At 65.4% G+C, this 15,388-nt stretch carries 12 protein-coding genes and 2 pseudogenes; 10 read left to right on the top strand and 4 right to left on the bottom strand.

Features of this window, described 5'->3' with window-relative positions:
* Nucleotides 1-19: 19 nt before the first annotated feature.
* Both ACFJGX_RS05195 and ACFJGX_RS05190 read left to right on the top strand, forming a co-directional pair.
* Nucleotides 20-436, top strand: a complete 417-nt coding sequence (locus ACFJGX_RS05195) for a hypothetical protein (RefSeq protein ID WP_382327914.1) — start codon at nt 20-22, stop codon at nt 434-436.
* Entirely contained in the window at nt 387-1,217 is an 831-nt protein-coding gene (locus ACFJGX_RS05190) for a response regulator (RefSeq protein WP_382327912.1), read from the top strand. The genes ACFJGX_RS05195 and ACFJGX_RS05190 overlap by 50 nt, the downstream gene beginning before the upstream one ends.
* A 351-nt stretch (nt 1,218-1,568) precedes the next feature.
* Here ACFJGX_RS05190 and ACFJGX_RS05185 read toward each other — a convergent pair whose 3' ends face one another.
* Together ACFJGX_RS05185 and ACFJGX_RS05180 are read right to left on the bottom strand one after the other, a co-directional pair.
* Nucleotides 1,569-2,261, bottom strand: coding sequence for a tripartite tricarboxylate transporter substrate-binding protein (locus ACFJGX_RS05185; RefSeq protein ID WP_382327910.1), 693 nt, complete (start codon nt 2,259-2,261; stop codon nt 1,569-1,571).
* Between the two features lie 97 nt (nt 2,262-2,358).
* Nucleotides 2,359-3,549, bottom strand: a pseudogene (locus ACFJGX_RS05180) (4-oxalomesaconate tautomerase); the annotation flags it as partial.
* Nucleotides 3,550-3,783: 234 nt separating this feature from the next.
* Here ACFJGX_RS05180 and ACFJGX_RS05175 point away from each other — a divergent pair.
* The 4 genes and pseudogenes from ACFJGX_RS05175 (at nt 3,784) to pcaB (ending at nt 8,112) form a co-directional block, all read left to right on the top strand.
* Nucleotides 3,784-4,644 (top strand): MaoC family dehydratase N-terminal domain-containing protein, encoded by an 861-nt coding sequence (locus tag ACFJGX_RS05175; RefSeq protein WP_382322435.1) that lies wholly within the window; start codon nt 3,784-3,786, stop codon nt 4,642-4,644.
* Between the two features lie 30 nt (nt 4,645-4,674).
* Nucleotides 4,675-5,875: pseudogene (locus ACFJGX_RS05170) on the top strand (CaiB/BaiF CoA transferase family protein).
* Nucleotides 5,876-5,890: 15 nt separating this feature from the next.
* A complete protein-coding gene (locus ACFJGX_RS05165; RefSeq protein ID WP_382322437.1) occupies nt 5,891-6,721 on the top strand; it encodes an HpcH/HpaI aldolase/citrate lyase family protein in 831 nt (276 codons plus the stop codon).
* Nucleotides 6,722-6,765: 44 nt separating this feature from the next.
* The gene (pcaB, locus tag ACFJGX_RS05160) at nt 6,766-8,112 is read left to right on the top strand and encodes a 3-carboxy-cis,cis-muconate cycloisomerase (protein ID WP_382327908.1); all 1,347 of its coding nucleotides are present in this window, start codon (nt 6,766-6,768) and stop codon (nt 8,110-8,112) included.
* Here pcaB and ACFJGX_RS05155 read toward each other — a convergent pair.
* Nucleotides 8,078-9,028: a LysR family transcriptional regulator gene (locus ACFJGX_RS05155; protein ID WP_382322438.1), complete on the bottom strand. Its 951-nt coding sequence runs from the start codon at nt 9,026-9,028 to the stop codon at nt 8,078-8,080. The two genes, pcaB and ACFJGX_RS05155, sit on opposite strands and share 35 nt — an antisense overlap.
* A 134-nt stretch (nt 9,029-9,162) precedes the next feature.
* On the opposite strand from ACFJGX_RS05155, the gene ACFJGX_RS05150 reads away from it, so the two are divergent.
* A complete protein-coding gene (locus ACFJGX_RS05150) occupies nt 9,163-10,140 on the top strand; it encodes a Bug family tripartite tricarboxylate transporter substrate binding protein (protein ID WP_382327906.1) in 978 nt (325 codons plus the stop codon).
* 346 nt (nt 10,141-10,486) lie between these two features.
* Here the strand turns inward: ACFJGX_RS05150 and ACFJGX_RS05145 are convergent, their stop codons facing one another.
* A complete protein-coding gene (locus ACFJGX_RS05145; RefSeq protein WP_382322440.1) occupies nt 10,487-12,376 on the bottom strand; it encodes a hypothetical protein in 1,890 nt (629 codons plus the stop codon).
* A 422-nt stretch (nt 12,377-12,798) separates the two neighbouring features.
* Between ACFJGX_RS05145 and ACFJGX_RS05140 the strand changes: the two genes are divergently transcribed.
* From ACFJGX_RS05140 to ACFJGX_RS05130, 3 genes are read left to right on the top strand one after another with little or no spacing between them, the layout of a single operon-like run.
* Nucleotides 12,799-13,890, top strand: a complete 1,092-nt coding sequence (locus ACFJGX_RS05140; RefSeq protein WP_382327904.1) for an FAD-binding protein — start codon at nt 12,799-12,801, stop codon at nt 13,888-13,890.
* A gap of 48 nt (nt 13,891-13,938) precedes the next feature.
* Nucleotides 13,939-14,679 (top strand): SDR family oxidoreductase, encoded by a 741-nt coding sequence (locus ACFJGX_RS05135; protein ID WP_382322442.1) that lies wholly within the window; start codon nt 13,939-13,941, stop codon nt 14,677-14,679.
* Nucleotides 14,680-14,727: 48 nt separating this feature from the next.
* On the top strand, nt 14,728-15,387 hold the full coding sequence (locus ACFJGX_RS05130) for a hypothetical protein (protein ID WP_382322443.1): 660 nt from the start codon (nt 14,728-14,730) through the stop codon (nt 15,385-15,387).
* Nucleotide 15,388 lies beyond the last annotated feature (1 nt).

Raw genomic sequence — 15,388 nt, 5'->3', positions numbered from 1 at the left:
AACCAACCCGGACCTGACGATGAAGCACAAAGAAGCGCGCATCCTCGTTGTCGGCGACAACGCGGTGGACGCAGAACAGGTCTGCGGCATGCTTCGCGGTCGATACCCACATACCGAGGCCACGACAGATCCGACGAAGTCAGACGCGGTATTCGACCGGCTGAAGCCGCAACTGCTGGTGTTGGCTTTCAAATCGCTGGAGGCCTGTGAGCGCTTCTACCTGGGCCTGTACCGGCGCAGCGAGGTGATCCAGTCGCTGGCACACCGCACGCTGTTGCTGTGCGACAAGGAAAGCGTGCACCGCGCCTTCGATCTCTGCATGCAGGAGGTGTTTGACGACTACGTGTTGTTCTGCGCGGCTGGTGCACGACGCCAGACGGTTGCCCATGTCGGCGCACCTGGCGCTGTGCGCCCTCGACCAAGAGCAGGCGCTTGAACCGCTGTCCGAGTTGCGCACCCTGGCCCGCCGTGCCGAAGCGCTGGAGGAGCAGCTCGCCCAGCAGGTGAAGCTGGGGCGGGTGCACGCGCAGAACGCACAAAGCTCCGCGCGCATGGCCCAGGCCTCGGTCAGCCGCGCGATGGGAGGCCTGTCCGAGCGCATCCTGGCCAACGGCCTGGACAACGCTCTGACGGTGCGCGACGCCTCGCGCGTGAAACAGGCCTTTGGCAATCTGCAACGCGAGTCCTTGATTCCTACGCTGGAACAGGTGGTGCGGGCGGCCCAGCCGGTGCAGGATTGGGTGGACACGATCACCAGTGAACTGGCCGAACCACTGAGAGCCACACAGGCAATGGTGCACCGCGCCAAACGGAGCCGCCCGCAACTGTTGGTCGTGGACGACGATGTGTTCATGCGCCGATTGCTCAAGCAGTTGCTGACCAGCGAGCAGTACGACGTCGAGGGGGTGGGTACCGCGGCGGATGCCCAGCTTTTTCTGACAAAGAATCGGCCCGACCTGATCCTGATGGACGTCCTGTTGCCGGACTCCAACGGCATCTTGCTCACGCGCGAGCTCAAGGCCGGCCAGTTCCACATGAACACACCGGTGATCATGCTCACAGGCCAAACCGAAAAGCAGGTAATCGTGGAGAGCCGCAAGGCGGGCGCTGTGGGCTTTGTGCGCCAAGCCCTTCAACCGGGACATCCTGCTGCGAAAGGTGGCCCAGCACTTGGCGCACTGAGGTCGCATTCGGTGTTGTCTTCGACTGAAAACTGACCCAGTTAGAGCATCAATTTCCATTGAAAGCCGACCCACGTAAGAACCCTATCCTGCTGCTTTTGGCAGCAGGAGATTTCAGGAGTAATAGACGTGGCGACACTGACTGTGATATGACGCTGGGCACTGCGCCAGCAGAGGTCCATCCACGAGCTCTCCCCGGTCGTACCGAGTCAGCCACAACTGAATCAGGTTGGTCAACAGGGTGTGCTTCCTCGCCGCATCGCGCCGGCCGATGGCGCCACTGCGCGACCTTCTATTTCACCCTCGCCTCGCAGTGATTTGGGATGATCGACAATACAGATCTTTCTGACGGTGGAACCAGCGAGTGATGTACCCCGTCGGAAGACGCTAACCTTCTGCGATCACATCCGTCAGGCCCAACGCACCCTGGGCCACAAGCGTTCTCCACCGACTGAGGTCGTTGTCGACCTTGATGCGCAGCGCGTCGGGCGTGCCAGGCTCCACCCTGGCGCCGTGGTTCTCGAATTGAGCGACCACGGCCGCGTCGGCCAAAGCGTCGTTCAGTGCCTGGTTCAACTTGGCGAGCGTCGCAGAAGGCGTGTGTGCCGGCGCGAACAGGCCATACCACTGCGTGACGTCCACGCCGTCGATCCCGCCTTCTGCCAGCGTGGGCAACGCGGGCAGGCTGGGCAACCGACTCGTGCCGGCCACCCCCATGGCCCGCAGTTGGCCGCTGTGAACGAACGGATGGGCGGTGAACAGGCTGGGGAACATGACCTGCGTGCGTCCGCTCACCACGTCGGCAATGGCCGGCGCCGCGCCGTCGAACTTCACACTGGCCATGTCCGCGCCGCTGCCCAACAGGAACAGCGCCGCCGCAAAATGGGGCGGCGTGCCGTCGCCGGCCGAGGCGTAGACCAGGCTGCCGGGCTTCGCCTTCAGTTCAGACACCAGCTCCTGAACGCCGGGCGCGGAGACGCTCGGGTGGACCACCATCAAGGTCGGCGATGAGCCCACCAGGCCGATCGGCTCGAAGTCCCCGACCGGGTCGTAGCCCAGTTTCTGCAGCGCGGGGTTCATGGCGTGCGTGCCCACATAGCCCAACATCAGCGTGCTGGCCATCGGGCTCCGCGCGGGCCACGAACTCGCTGGCAATGGCCCCGTTCGCGCCCGCCCGGTTGTCCACCAGCACCTCCTGCCCCAGCAGCCGCCCCATCTTGCCGGCAATGATGCGGGCCATGGTGTCGTTCCCGCCGCCGGCGGCGGTCGGGACGATGATGGTGATCGGTTTGCGTGCCGGGGCCGCCGCCTCCTCGGGACGCGGGAACACGTAGTCCGGCAGGTGCATTTCCCCTTGCATGATCTTGCGCGCCGTGCGAACCAGTGCGGCGCCCTTGACCTCGGCCGCGTCTCCCTGGCCGACGAGCTCCACCTCGACATCGATCTGGCCCGCCGGGTGCAGCACCACCAGCTTGTGGCGACCCGCTTCGCGCGCGATGCCGCTGGCGACCGTGCCGGGCAGAGCAAAGGCGCTGCGCACCCCGATGGCGCCCGTGACGGCGTGCGACGCGTGGCAGCGGTGCGGCGTGAAGTACCGCGAGGTGACGCTGTGGGGGGCATCGCCTTCGCTGACCAGCACCGGCTTCGGTATGACGCTGTTGGAGACGTCCCCCAGCCCCATCATCCGTCCCGCCTGCAGGCGCAGGGACTCGATGCGCGCCAGGAGCGCAGTGTTGGCGTCGAGGGCCACCGGCTTTTCCCGTCCCGTGACGCCCAGATCGGCCGCGCGCACGATCATCAGCGGCATGGCGGCGTCAATGCAGGTAACGGCCGTGCCGTCGATGTGGTCGATGCGCTGGCCCGTCGGAAAAACCTGGCCCGTCACCGCGCCCCACGCGTCCAGGAAGTCCAGCAGGATGGGAGCGGCCGTGCCGGCAACGCCGTCGATGCGAGCGTCGCCCTCGTACGTGACGCGACCGTTCGGCGTGCGCACCGTCACATCGATGCGAGAACGGGTGTTGACATTGAACACGCGCACCCGGGTCACGCCGTCCTGCGCCTTCACCAGGCCCTGCTCGATGCCGAACGGCGCCACACCCGACAGCATGTTGCCGCAGTTAGGCCGGGTGTCGACGGAACGGTGGCCCACGCCGACCTGCGCGAACAGGTAGTCGAGGTCGCAGTCGGGCTGGGTGGAGCGCGAAACGATGGCCACCTTGCTGTTCAAGGTGCTGCCGCCACCGACGCCGTCCAGCTGCAACGGGTCCGAAGCCCCGATCGCCCCGATCAGGGCCTGGTCGCGGGCCTCGTCACCGTCGGGCAACCACTCACGCAGAAAGAAGGGGCCGCGCGAGGTGCCGGCGCGCATGAGGACACAGGGAATGACTTTGTTCATGGGCCGCATTCTCAAGAGCCGCTTTGATTCTGTGAATTGCATAGTTGAGAAGCATTGATCCATGGTTTGCAATAAACAGGCAAGCCGTTCATTGATGCACCAAAGGCATCACTTGTTCTCAACATTGCAATTTACTTCGCCACCGGATGCGCCGAAACTGCCTGCTCGGCACCCGCCATTCCAGCCCTGAGAGCGAAGGACATCCTCATGACCCAGACCACCGACGACCTGCGCGCATGGATCGGTCGCAGCGAGACGGTGCACGACACCGTGAACCCAACGCCCGTGGCCGCCCTGACCGCCACGCTCGACCACCCTGCGGCCGACACCGCGCCCGGCACGCTGCTGCCACCGCTCTGGCACTGGCTGTACTTCCTGCCCCTGCATCGGCAATCCGACATCGGCGCCGACGGCCACGCCCGGCGCGGCGGCTTTCTGCCTCCGGTGCCGTTGCCGCGCCGCATGTGGGCCGGCAGCCAGTTCGAATTCCGCTCCCCGATCCGCGTGGGCGACCAGGTGGCCCGCACGTCCACCATCGACGACGTGAGCCGCAAGGAAGGCCGCACGGGCCCGCTGGTGTTCGTGAAGGTGCGTCACGAGATGCGGTGCAACGGTGCGGCTGAACCGGCCCTGGTGGAGTTCCACGACATCGTCTACCGCGACGCCCAGCAACCCGGCGATGTGGCGCCGCCCCCGCTGGCCGCCCCGGAACAGGCGACCTGGCGTCGCCAGGTCGTGCCGGACGACGTGCTGCTGTTCCGCTACTCGGCGCTCACCTTCAACGGCCACCGCATCCACTACGACCGGCAGTACGTGACCCAGGTCGAAGGCTACCCGGGCCTCATCGTGCACGGCCCGCTGATCGCCACGCTGCTGCTGGACCTGTTGCGCCGGGAGATGCCCACGGCCGACGTGGCCAGCTTCCGCTTCAAGGCGGTGCGCCCCACCTTCGACCTGCACGCCTTTCAGGTGCAAGGGGAGCCGTCCGCCGACGGCAAGACCGTGCGCCTGTGGGCGAGCGACCACGAAGGCTGGCTCACGATGGATGCCACCGCCGTGCTGCGCTGATTCTTTTCTCCACGATCACCCGAGACCCTCATGCAGCCACTCGCAGGCATCACCGTCGTCACCCTGGAACACGCCATCGCCGCGCCCTTCGCCACGCGCCAGCTGGCCGACCTGGGTGCGCGCGTCATCAAGATCGAGCGCCCCGGCACGGGCGATTTCGCGCGCGGCTACGACCAGCGGGTGCGCGGCCTGGCATCGCACTTCGTCTGGACCAACCGCTCCAAGGAAAGCCTCACGCTCGACGTCAAACACCCGGAGGCCGCCCGCGTCCTGGAACGGCTGGTGCTGGAGAAGGCCGACGTGGTGGTGCAGAACCTCGCGCCCGGCGCGGCGGCCCGGCTCGGCCTGGGCCACGAGGCGCTGTCGGCCATCAAGCCCGGGCTGATCGTCTGCGACATCTCGGGCTACGGCGACGACCGGGAGAACCCGGGGCCGTACCGCGACAAGAAGGCTTACGACCTGCTGATCCAGAGCGAAGCCGGGTTCGTGTCGGTGACCGGCACCGCCGACGAACCCTGCAAGGCCGGCCCGTCGATCGCGGACATCGCCGCAGGCATGTACGCCTACAGCAACATCCTCGCGGCCCTGATGCAGCGCAGCCAGACCGGCCGCGGCCAGCGCATCGACATCTCCATGCTGGAATCGCTGACCGAATGGACCAGCTACCCGCTGTATTACGCGTTCGAAGGCGCCGCGCCACCACCGCGCACCGGCGCCAGCCACGCCACGATCTATCCGTACGGCCCTTTCCCGGTCGGACCGGCGGAGCACGGCGCCCACGTGATGCTGGGCCTGCAGAACGAGCGCGAATGGCTCAGCTTCTGTGAGAAGGTGCTGCTCCAGCCGGCCTTGCGCAGCCGACCCGCGCTTCACCGCCAACTTCAAGCGCGTCGCCGAACGCACCGCCCTGCGCCAGATCATCGTGGACACCTTCCGGCCGCTGACGGTGGCCGAGGTGGAGGCGCGGCTGGAGGTGGCGCAGATCGCCAACGCCCGCGTGAACACCATGGCCGACGTCTGGGCACACCCGCAACTCCAGGCCCGCCAGCGCTGGACCGAGGTGGGTTCACCCCAGGGGCCGCTGCCGGCCCTGCTGCCACCGGGCACCTGGAACGAAGGCCCGCGCATGGACCCGGTGCCAGCGCTCGGCGAGCACACCGATGCCATCCTGGCCGAGCTCGGCTACGGCGCGGACGGCATTGCCGCGCTGCGCGCGGCCCAGGCCATCTGAGCTGAGGGCGCGACCATGTCGGCGTCCCTCACCCCCGCACGCACCTACCTCTTCGTGCCCGGCTCGCGGCCCGATCGCTTCGACAAAGCCCTCGCCAGCGGCGCCGATGCGGTGGTGCTGGATCTTGAAGACGCCGTGGCGCCCGAGCACAAGGCCGCCGCGCGTGCCCACGTGGCCGGCTGGTTGCACAGCGCCGCACCGGCCGACCGGGCCCGCTGCGTGGTGCGCATCAACGATTCGACATCGGACGGGTTTGCGGACGACCTGGCCGCCCTGCCCGGCACCGGCGTGGCGCAGATCATGCTCCCCAAGGCCGAGCAGGCACAGCAGGTCGGCTTCGTCGTGGCGGCTGTGCCGGGTGTTCAGGTGCTGGCCCTCATCGAAAGCGCCAGGGGCGTGGCCCAGGTGGACGAGGTGGCGGGTGCCGTCGGCGTGGCCCGGCTGGTGTTCGGCACCCTGGATTTCGCCCTCGACCTGGACCTGGACATCCGCCACGACGCCATCGGCCTGAGTCACGCGGCGGCGCGCATCGCGCTGGCATCGCGCTTGGCCGACCTCCCCGCGCCCGTGGCTGGCGTTACCCCGCAACTGGACGACGAGGCACGGCTCATGGCCGACCTGGCCTGGGCCCGTTGCCACGGCTTCGGCGCCAAGCTGTGCATTCACCCCAACCAGGTCCTGCCGATCCACCGCGCGCTGCAGCCCGACGCGGCCGAGCTGGCCTGGGCCCGGCGCGTGCTGGCGGCCGATGCGGCGTCGCCCGGCGCGGCCCGGCTCGACGGCCGCATGGTCGATGCGCCTGTGGTGCGCCAGGCGCGCCGCACGCTGCGGGCCGCAGGGCACTGACCCCGGCTTTCATCCCCACCGATCACCCCAGAGAAAGACACACCATGGCATCCACCATCATCGATTCGCGCATCTTCGGCGACATGTTCAGCGACGCGCGCATGCGCGAGGTCTGGTCCGACGAGAACCGCACGGCCAAGTACCTCGACATCGAGCGCGCGCTGGCCAAGGTCCAGGGACAACTCGGCATCATTCCGCAGGAAGCGGCCGACGAGATCGTGAAGAACTGCGAGCTGTCGCAGATCGACTGGGTCAAGCTCAAGGCCAAGACCGAACAGATCGGCTACCCGATCATCGCGGTCGTCAACCAGATCAACGCCAACTGCCGCGACAAGCTGGGCGAGTACTGCCACTGGGGCGCCACCACCCAGGACATCACCGACACCGCCGCCGTCCTTCAGATGCGCGAAGGCCTCGCGCTGGTGGAGCAGGACCTGGACGAGATCGGCGACGCGCTGGCCGCGCTGGCCCGCAAGTACCGGGACACACCCGTGATCGGCCGCTCCAACCTGCAGCAGGCCACGCCCATCACCTTCGGCTACAAGATCGCCAGCATCCTGGCCGGCATCGACCGGCACCGCGAGCGGCTGCAGCAACTCAAACCGCGCGTGCTGATGGGCGAATTCGGTGGCGCCTCGGGCACCTTGTCGTCGCTGGAGAAGGGCGCGATGGAAACGCAGGCGGAGTTGATGAAGGAGCTGGGCCTCGCCCAGCCGCTGATCTCCTGGCACACGGTGCGCGACACCATCGCCGAGGTCGGCGCCTTCCTGGGGCTCGTCGGTGGCTCGCTCGGCAAGATCGCGATGGACGTCAAGCTCATGATGCAGACCGAAGTGGCCGAGGTGTTCGAGCCTTATGCGCCGGGGCGCGGCTCTTCCTCCACCATGCCGCAGAAGCGCAACCCGATTTCCTGCCTCTACATCCATGCCAACATCTCGGTTGCACGGCAGCACGCCGCCGCCCTGATGGACGCGATGGTCGCCGACCACGAGCGCTCCACCGGCCCTTGGGAGATCGAGTGGGTGTCGCTGCCCGAGATCTTCTGCCTGATGTCCGGCGCGCTGAAACAGACCAAGTTCGTGCTCAAGGGCCTCGAAGTGGACGCCACCCGCATGCGCGCCAACATCGACATCACCCACGGTCTGGTGATGTCGGAGGCGGTGATGATGGGCCTGGGGCCCTACATCGGCCGCGAATACGCGCACGACCTGGTCTACGACCTGTGCCGCCAGGCCTTGAAGGAAAACCAGCCTCTGATCGAGATCCTGGCCGTGCACCCGGAGATCACCGCCCACGTGACCCGGGCCCAGCTCGAAGCCATGTGCGAACCGGCCAACCACCTGGGCCAAGCCGGCGTCATGGTCGATCGCGTGCTCGCGGCGCGGCGCTGAGGCCCTCGGCGGCCTTGCCGCGTTTCGCCTTCATCTCCGCGAAGAATTCATACAGCTGCAGCGCCGCCGGCGAAAGCGAGCGGCCCTTGCGCCGGATCAGCCCGACTTTGCGGGTGACGATCGGATCCACCAGCGGCACGCTCACCAGCAGCGGGTGGCCGGGGGCGGGCATCGCCATCGACGGCACCGCCGCCACGCCCAGGCCCGCTTCGACCAGGCCCAGCATGGTCGTCACATGCTGGGCTTCGTAGATGTTCTGCGGCAGGCCGGGCTGGCCGGACAACGCCTGGTCGATCAACAGGCGGTTGCCCGAGGCCTTGCTCACCGAGATGTAGTCGTACTTGGCCAGTTCGGCCCAGGACACGCGGCGCTTCTTGGCAATGGCGTGATCGCGGCGGCAGGCCGCCACGAAGCGCTCCTCCAGCAGCGGCTTGAACTCGATGTCGGGTTCCTGGCTGCCCATGAAGTTGAGCCCGAAATCCGCCTCGCCGCGCGACACGGCGGACAGCACCTCGTTCGCGCTGGCGTCGAAGATCTTCACCCGGATCTTGGGGTACTGTTCGCGGTAGCGCGAGATCACGTGCGAGATGAAGTAGTACACCGTGGACGGCACGCAGGCGATCGTGACCTCGCCCATGCGGGTGCTGCCCACCCCGCGAATGCCCAGCAAGGTGTTGTCCAGCTCGTCCAGCAACTGCTGCACTTTTCGGTCGAAGTCGCGGCCGACGGCTGTGAGTTCGACCTTGCGCGTGGTGCGCTCCAGCAGCTTGACCCCCAGGGCCTCTTCCAGCTTCTCGATGCGCCGGCTGAACGCGGGCTGCGACACGTGCAGCGCGTTGGCGGCCTTGCGAAAGCTGCTGAGTTCGGCCACGGCGCGGAACGCCTGCAGGTCGTTAAGGTTGAAGTTGATGGCCATGGCAGCTTGGAGGGTGTTCTGGTTGATCCAAATTGTGCATCAATGCTTCACAAACATGCAATTTACTTGGCATAGGACAACAGCGACGATACGTTCCGAGATTCAAAGCCACCCCCACCCATCGGAGAAGACAAATGCAGATTCAGAAAAGACGCGTGCTCAGCACCGTGGCCCTTGCGATCACCGCCACCTGGGCGTGTGGCAGCGCGCTGGCGGCGTACCCCGAAAGGACCATCAGCATCGTGGTGCCGACGTCGGCGGGCGGCGCCAACGACGCCATGGCCCGGACCATCGGCCAGGCCCTGTCGCTGCTGCTCAAGCAGTCCTTCATCGTGGACAACAAGGCCGGCGGCAATGGCGCGATCGCCAGCGAGTTCGTGGCACGCGCCGCACCCGATGGCTACACGCTGATGCTGGGCTACATCGCCACCCATGCGATGAACCCCGCGCTGCAGAAGCTGCGCTACGACCCCGTCAAGGACTTCGAACCGGTGGGCATGGTGGGCTACTCCGCCACGCTCATGGTGGCCAACACCCAGGTGCCCGCCAACAACGCGAAGGAGCTGGTGACCTTTATGAAGGCCAACCCGGACAAGATCAACTACGCGTCGGCGGGCAACGGCACGGCACCGCACTTCGCGGCCGAGATGTTCAAGCTGTCCACCGGCACCGCGATGACGCACGTACCTTACAAGGGCTCCGCACCGGCCGTGACCGACACCATCGCGGGCCAGACGCAAGTGATGTTCCCCAGCCTGTTCACGGCGATGCCGAACGTGAAGAACGGCAAGCTCAAGGCCCTGGGACTGGCCGGCTCCAAGCGGTCACCGCTGATGCCCGACGTGCCCACGCTCAAGGAGCAGGGCATCAACAACGTGGACGTGTCGCAGTGGTACGCCATCTTCGCGCCCGCCAAGACACCCAAGCCGGTGCTGGAGCAGTTGAACAAGGCGCTGAACCAGGTGCTCGCCGACCCCAGCGTCGTCAAACGCCTTGAAGAGCATGGGGCTGAAGTCGACGCGATGGGCCTGGACGAGATGCGTGGCTTCCTACAGGCCGAGCAGGTGAAGTGGAAGCAGGTGGTGCAGGCCGCGAAACTGAAGGCCGACTGAAGTTCCACCCGACGCAGCTGCTCTCACGCATTTTTTCACGTGATTGTGTTGTCTTCCATTGAAAACTGACCCAGTGGAGATGCGGACGAAAACTTTGACTTGCGGCATAAACCAGTCCACGTATTTGTCCGCACCCCTCGGGGGGGGGGTGATGCGGACGTTTACTTGGACTGGTTTGACACCGGAAGTCCAGTCTCAGGAACTTTGGCACCGAAGTAGGCCAGTCGCACCAACTTCGACCCGAACCGAGCCAGCCCTATGGCACGAGGTCTCGTAAGTTCTTGATTGTTGGAATGCGCCAGAGCAATTACCGTGGCGCCCTACGTGACGAATCAACGGCCCGCCGTCATGGGCCCGCTTTGTCTGCTGAACCCCAGGAAAGCACGCACAGCCTGACGGAGATCCTCTCCTCAAACCAAGGCATTGCGCCACCGGGCTGGTGGATCGAAAGACCCAGGACCTTGTCTTCCAGGCGGCTCTCGGCATTGAAAAAATGCGCGGCCGCTTCGGTCGAGACCAGCGCGGGTGACAACAGGAAACCGGTCTGGCCCGCCTCGCGCAGATACCGGAAATCGGTGCTCCCCATCGGGGTGGCGATCGTCATGCGAAGAACGGGGGGACCGGTCAACACGCCCAGGATCCGTCCGAACCAGGTGGTTTCCACGTCCATCTCGGCCCAAACCGCTTGATCCGGGCCCACGGAGGGAATCAGCAGGGGCAGATCGAACTCCGTTTCAGACGTGCGGCACCGCTCGGACTGCGCCAGCGGCGAAGCACGGCGCGTCAACAGCAGGGCGTTCGGCGTCTGCCGGTCAACTTGGTACTGCCGTCGGTAGGCTCCCAGGGTGAGCGGATCTTCCTGGGCTGCGTAGCGGCCATCGATGGGCACGACGCTGAAAACCACCGACCGCGGAGCCTGCGGGCTGGCGAGGAAATCCGCGTTGCGCGCCGACATGTAGCGGCTGGTGGCAAAGTAGGACTGAAATGCGGGCCGCGAGGCGATCGGCAACCCCGACGCGTAAGCCAGACTGAACTCGAAGGGGAAGACATCGATGGGGCCTTCAACGCCCACAAATGGCAGGGCTGAGCGTGCCTCCATGAGCGCCGTCTCGTGGTGACGGCGCCTGTCGGCATCCGAGGCGGCCCGGTATCCTGGGTCCAGCACATAGCGGATGCGATTCTCCACAGCGTGGACGTATCCTGTGATGTAGCCCCCCTGCGGGAGCACGGATGCCGAGATGTGGATGACCAGCAAAGCCGCTGCCATCGCCACCGCGGCAATCACACGCCGGTGGTGGCGGGTCGGGACGTCGACGCTTGGGCTCCCAAGTTGCACGGCGCACAGCAAGGCCAGCGCGAGAAACGAAGCTCCGGGGTTCGCGCCATGCCGAACAAAACCCATCTTGTAGGCCACCAGCAGATACCCCAGCGTGAGGAGGCTGAGCACGGTGCTGGCAGGCTGGGTCATGCGCAGCGTCGCAGCGAGAAGGACTGCGGCGCCAACGATGTAGGCGCCATGCAGCGCGAGCGGCGCGGGCAGTCCCATGTCCGCGTTGTAGGCCAGCGAGACATCGACATAGCCGCGCAGAAAGGCGAACACGCCTGAGACATCCTGGCCAGACAACCAGAACAGCAGGACGAAGGACAAGACAAAACACACGGGGACAATGGGCCGGTAGTCCCGCACGGTGAAGCGGTAGATGCTCGCCAGGACAAGGGCGGGCAAGGTAAAGAACAGGGCGTTCGCCTTGACCAGGCATGCAAACGCGGCGGCGAACGCGAGCAGAACCGAAAGCGCGAGTTGCGCGGCATTGCCCTGCTGTCTGCGGCATTCATGGTGGCACAGCAGCAAGGCCGGCAGGAGCAGGTACACATCCCGCCAGATGCCCATCAGCAGGGTGAGGCCCCCCCAGGCCAGCAAAGCCCCTGCGCTCCTGATTTGCAGTACCAGGAAACAACCGATGCCCACCATCAGCAGGAAGGCGGCCTTGTAGAGCAGCCTTTGCTGATGGGATTGTTCGAAGTAAATGACCGACTCGATGAAAGACAACGGCCCGTAGTTGAATAGGATCTGACTGCCGTGCTGAAGTTTATTTTCATGGGCGTACCCCAGCATCACGTGCCAAGACAAATCGAGCCCGCGCATTGATGGTGCGAAATCCCCGTACAGCAAATACCCGAGCATGAACAGCGTTCCGGCAAGCGGCACCGCGAAAGAGAGAAGTCGGGTTTTCATGGATGGATGGACGTCGAGCGAGAACTGTTTTTTTTATCGGCGAACCCTGCGGCCGTTGTCCATTCCAGCCCGTGGCATGGACAACTCCCATGCTAGCATCGCCGCCATGCGTCCACCTCGCCTCTCCATCACCATGCGATGCATTGGTGGTGCCATCGGCCTGGCATTGGACTGCACCATCCACCGCGAAAGCGTTGCACCCCAGGCGGCCTGATGGAGTTGCATGGCTGGGGTCGCTATCCGAGGCAAGAAGCCCATGTGGCCGAGCCGCTGTCGAGACAGCAGTGCATGCGCACCGTGCCAGGCGCCTTGCCACTGATTGCTCGCGGGCGGGGGCGAAGCTATGGCGACAGTGCGCTGGGCCCCCAGGTTCTTCAACCCGCTATCTGGATCGGTTTCATGACTTTGATCCGGAGACGGGTGTGCTTTCCTGCGATGCAGGTGTTTCGCTGGATGACATTCTGCGAACCTTCGTGCCACGCGGCTGGTTCCTGCCCGTCATGCCCGGCACACGCTTCATCACCGTCGGCGGTGCCATTGCCAGTGACGTCCACGGAAAGAACCACCACCGTGACGGCACCTTCAGCGCCCATGTTGCGTCGATTCGGATTCTTTTGGGCAACGGGGAGTGCGTGGGTGCGTCCCCATCCGACAAGGCCGAGCTTTTCCACGCCACCTGTGGCGGGATGGGCCTGACCGGCGTCATCGTGTCCGCCGTGTTGCGGCTCAAAGCCATCACCGCCAGCGACATCCTGGAGACCAGGATCAAGACACCCAGCCTGGACGCGGTGCTCGAAGCCTTTGACGCGCACGCCGCAAGCGCCTATTCGGTCGCCTGGATCGACTGCATGGCGCGTGGCACCCACCTGGGCCGCTCCATTCTCGTCATGGGGGAGCAATGCACCGAAGGCCCGCTGGTCGCACAACAGGTCAAGGCCCTTGGAATACCTGCCGAAATGCCCTCGGGTTTGCTCAATCGAGCGGTGGCCAAGATGTTCAATGCCGCCTATTACGGCCGGGCACGCGCCAATGCACAAAAGTCGCGCAAGCCGTTCGAGTCATTTATTGCCCCGCTGGATGCCATTGCCGGGTGGAGCAGCTTGTATGGCCGCCCTGGATTTCTGCAATACCAGTTTGTATTGCCCAAGGCATCCGGTGCGGACGGATTGCGGGAAATACTCCAACACATCGGCCAATCCAGACTCGGTGCTTTCCTCGCTGTTCTGAAATTGTTTGGCGACGCCAATGCCAACCCGTTGAGTTTCCCCCTGAAAGGGTATTCGTTGGCGGTGGATTTCAAAGCGGAAGCCGCGACATTTGAACTGCTCGACGTGCTGGACAGCATCGTTGCCGCGCACGGCGGGCGGCTGTATCTGGCGAAGGATGCTCGGATGAGCGAAGCCATGTTCAAGGCGGGCTACCCACGGTGGCAGGAGTTCGAGGACGTGCGTGCCCGCTGGCATGCCCACGGCAAATTCATGTCGACCCAATCCCGCCGACTGGGTTTGGCATAAGCGCTGCACGCAGGCACGCCCTTCAGATTCATCTGGACCCAACAAATCATGACGAGAATTTTGATCATCGGTGCGACTTCAGCCATCGCGAAAGCGACGGCGCGTCGCTGGGCGCGCGAGGGGCATGAGCTCTATCTGGTCGGGCGCGACAGGGATCATCTGCACGAGATCGCGGGTGATCTGAAAGTTCGCGGCGCTCAGTCGGTCCAGTGCGCGGCGCTGGACGTGAACGACTTCGCACAGCATGCCGCTGTGATCGACGCCGCCGCAGGCGCCCTCGGGGGGCTCGACGTGGCCCTGATTGCCCACGGCACATTGGGCGATCAAAAAGCCTGTGAGCAGGATTTCCAGGCCGCGCTCCAGGAACTGAACACCAACGCCATCAGCGTGATCTCGTTGCTCACCCATCTGGCGAACCGATTTGAAGTGCAAAAGCAGGGCGCCATCGTTGTTCTCGGTTCGGTGGCCGGCGATCGCGGCAGGCAATCCAACTACGTGTACGGCACCGCGAAAAGTGCCGTGGCGACGTTCCTGCAAGGCCTGCGCAACCGATTGCACAAGTCGGGCGTCCAGGTCTTGACGATCAAGCCGGGGTTCGTGGACACACCGATGACGGCGGCATTCGACAAGAAGGGGCCGCTTTGGAGTTCTCCCGATGCCATCGCCCAAGAGATTCTTCGCGGCATCGCCAAGCGACGCGATGTCGTTTACGCGCCCTGGTTCTGGTGGGGCGTGATGGCCATCATCCGGTCCATTCCCGAGCGCCTCTTCAAGAGGTTGTCGCTCTAACCCTTGCCGACCGGCGGCGAGGTCGGCGCTTGTGTCAAAGTCGCGGTCATGACTTCCCGCACGAGCAGCGCCGCCGATTTCCTTCTGGCGCCTGAGGTTCAACAGATCCTCAAAACCGTTTTCGCCAACCCCACCCAACCGCACTCGAGGTCCGCGCTCGCCAAGGCGACGCGGCTGACGCCCGACGATGTCGAGCGCACGCAGCAGCACCTGCTGCAGAGCGGCATTCTGATCCAGCACCCCGCCGAAGCCGATGGCGAGGCCGGGCCGGTGAGCGCGAACACCGGCTTCGTCTTCTACGCCGAGCTGCGCCGCATCGCGCTCAAGTCCTTCGCCGCGGCGGAGCCGCTGCGCGCCATGCTGCGCACCAAGTTCAAGGACTCGGTGCTGCAGGCCGTGCTGCTGGGCGAGGACGCCGAGGGCACGCTGAACCTGCTCATCGTGCACGGCGAACGCCTGCCCGATGCCGCCGCCATGGCCGCGGCCTGCCAGAAGCTGCGGGGCACGCTGGGGCGCCACCTTCAGGTGCACGTGCTGAGCCACGCCTCCTTCGAGGCCCATGCGGCGCGAACCCAGTTGGCGCGGCGCCTGGCCTCGGGCGAAGCGATGCAGATCCTCGCCCCGGGCGAGACCAAAGCCCAGGCGCCCAGCGGGCGCGGTGGTCTCTTGCAGGCCGCCAAGGCGCGCTTGACGGCGTTCAGGCTCTGAC

This window comes from Hydrogenophaga sp. UC242_50 (assembly GCF_042697355.1).
GTDB lineage: Bacteria > Pseudomonadota > Gammaproteobacteria > Burkholderiales > Burkholderiaceae_C > Hydrogenophaga.
This window is presented reverse-complemented; position numbering and strand designations above follow the sequence as displayed.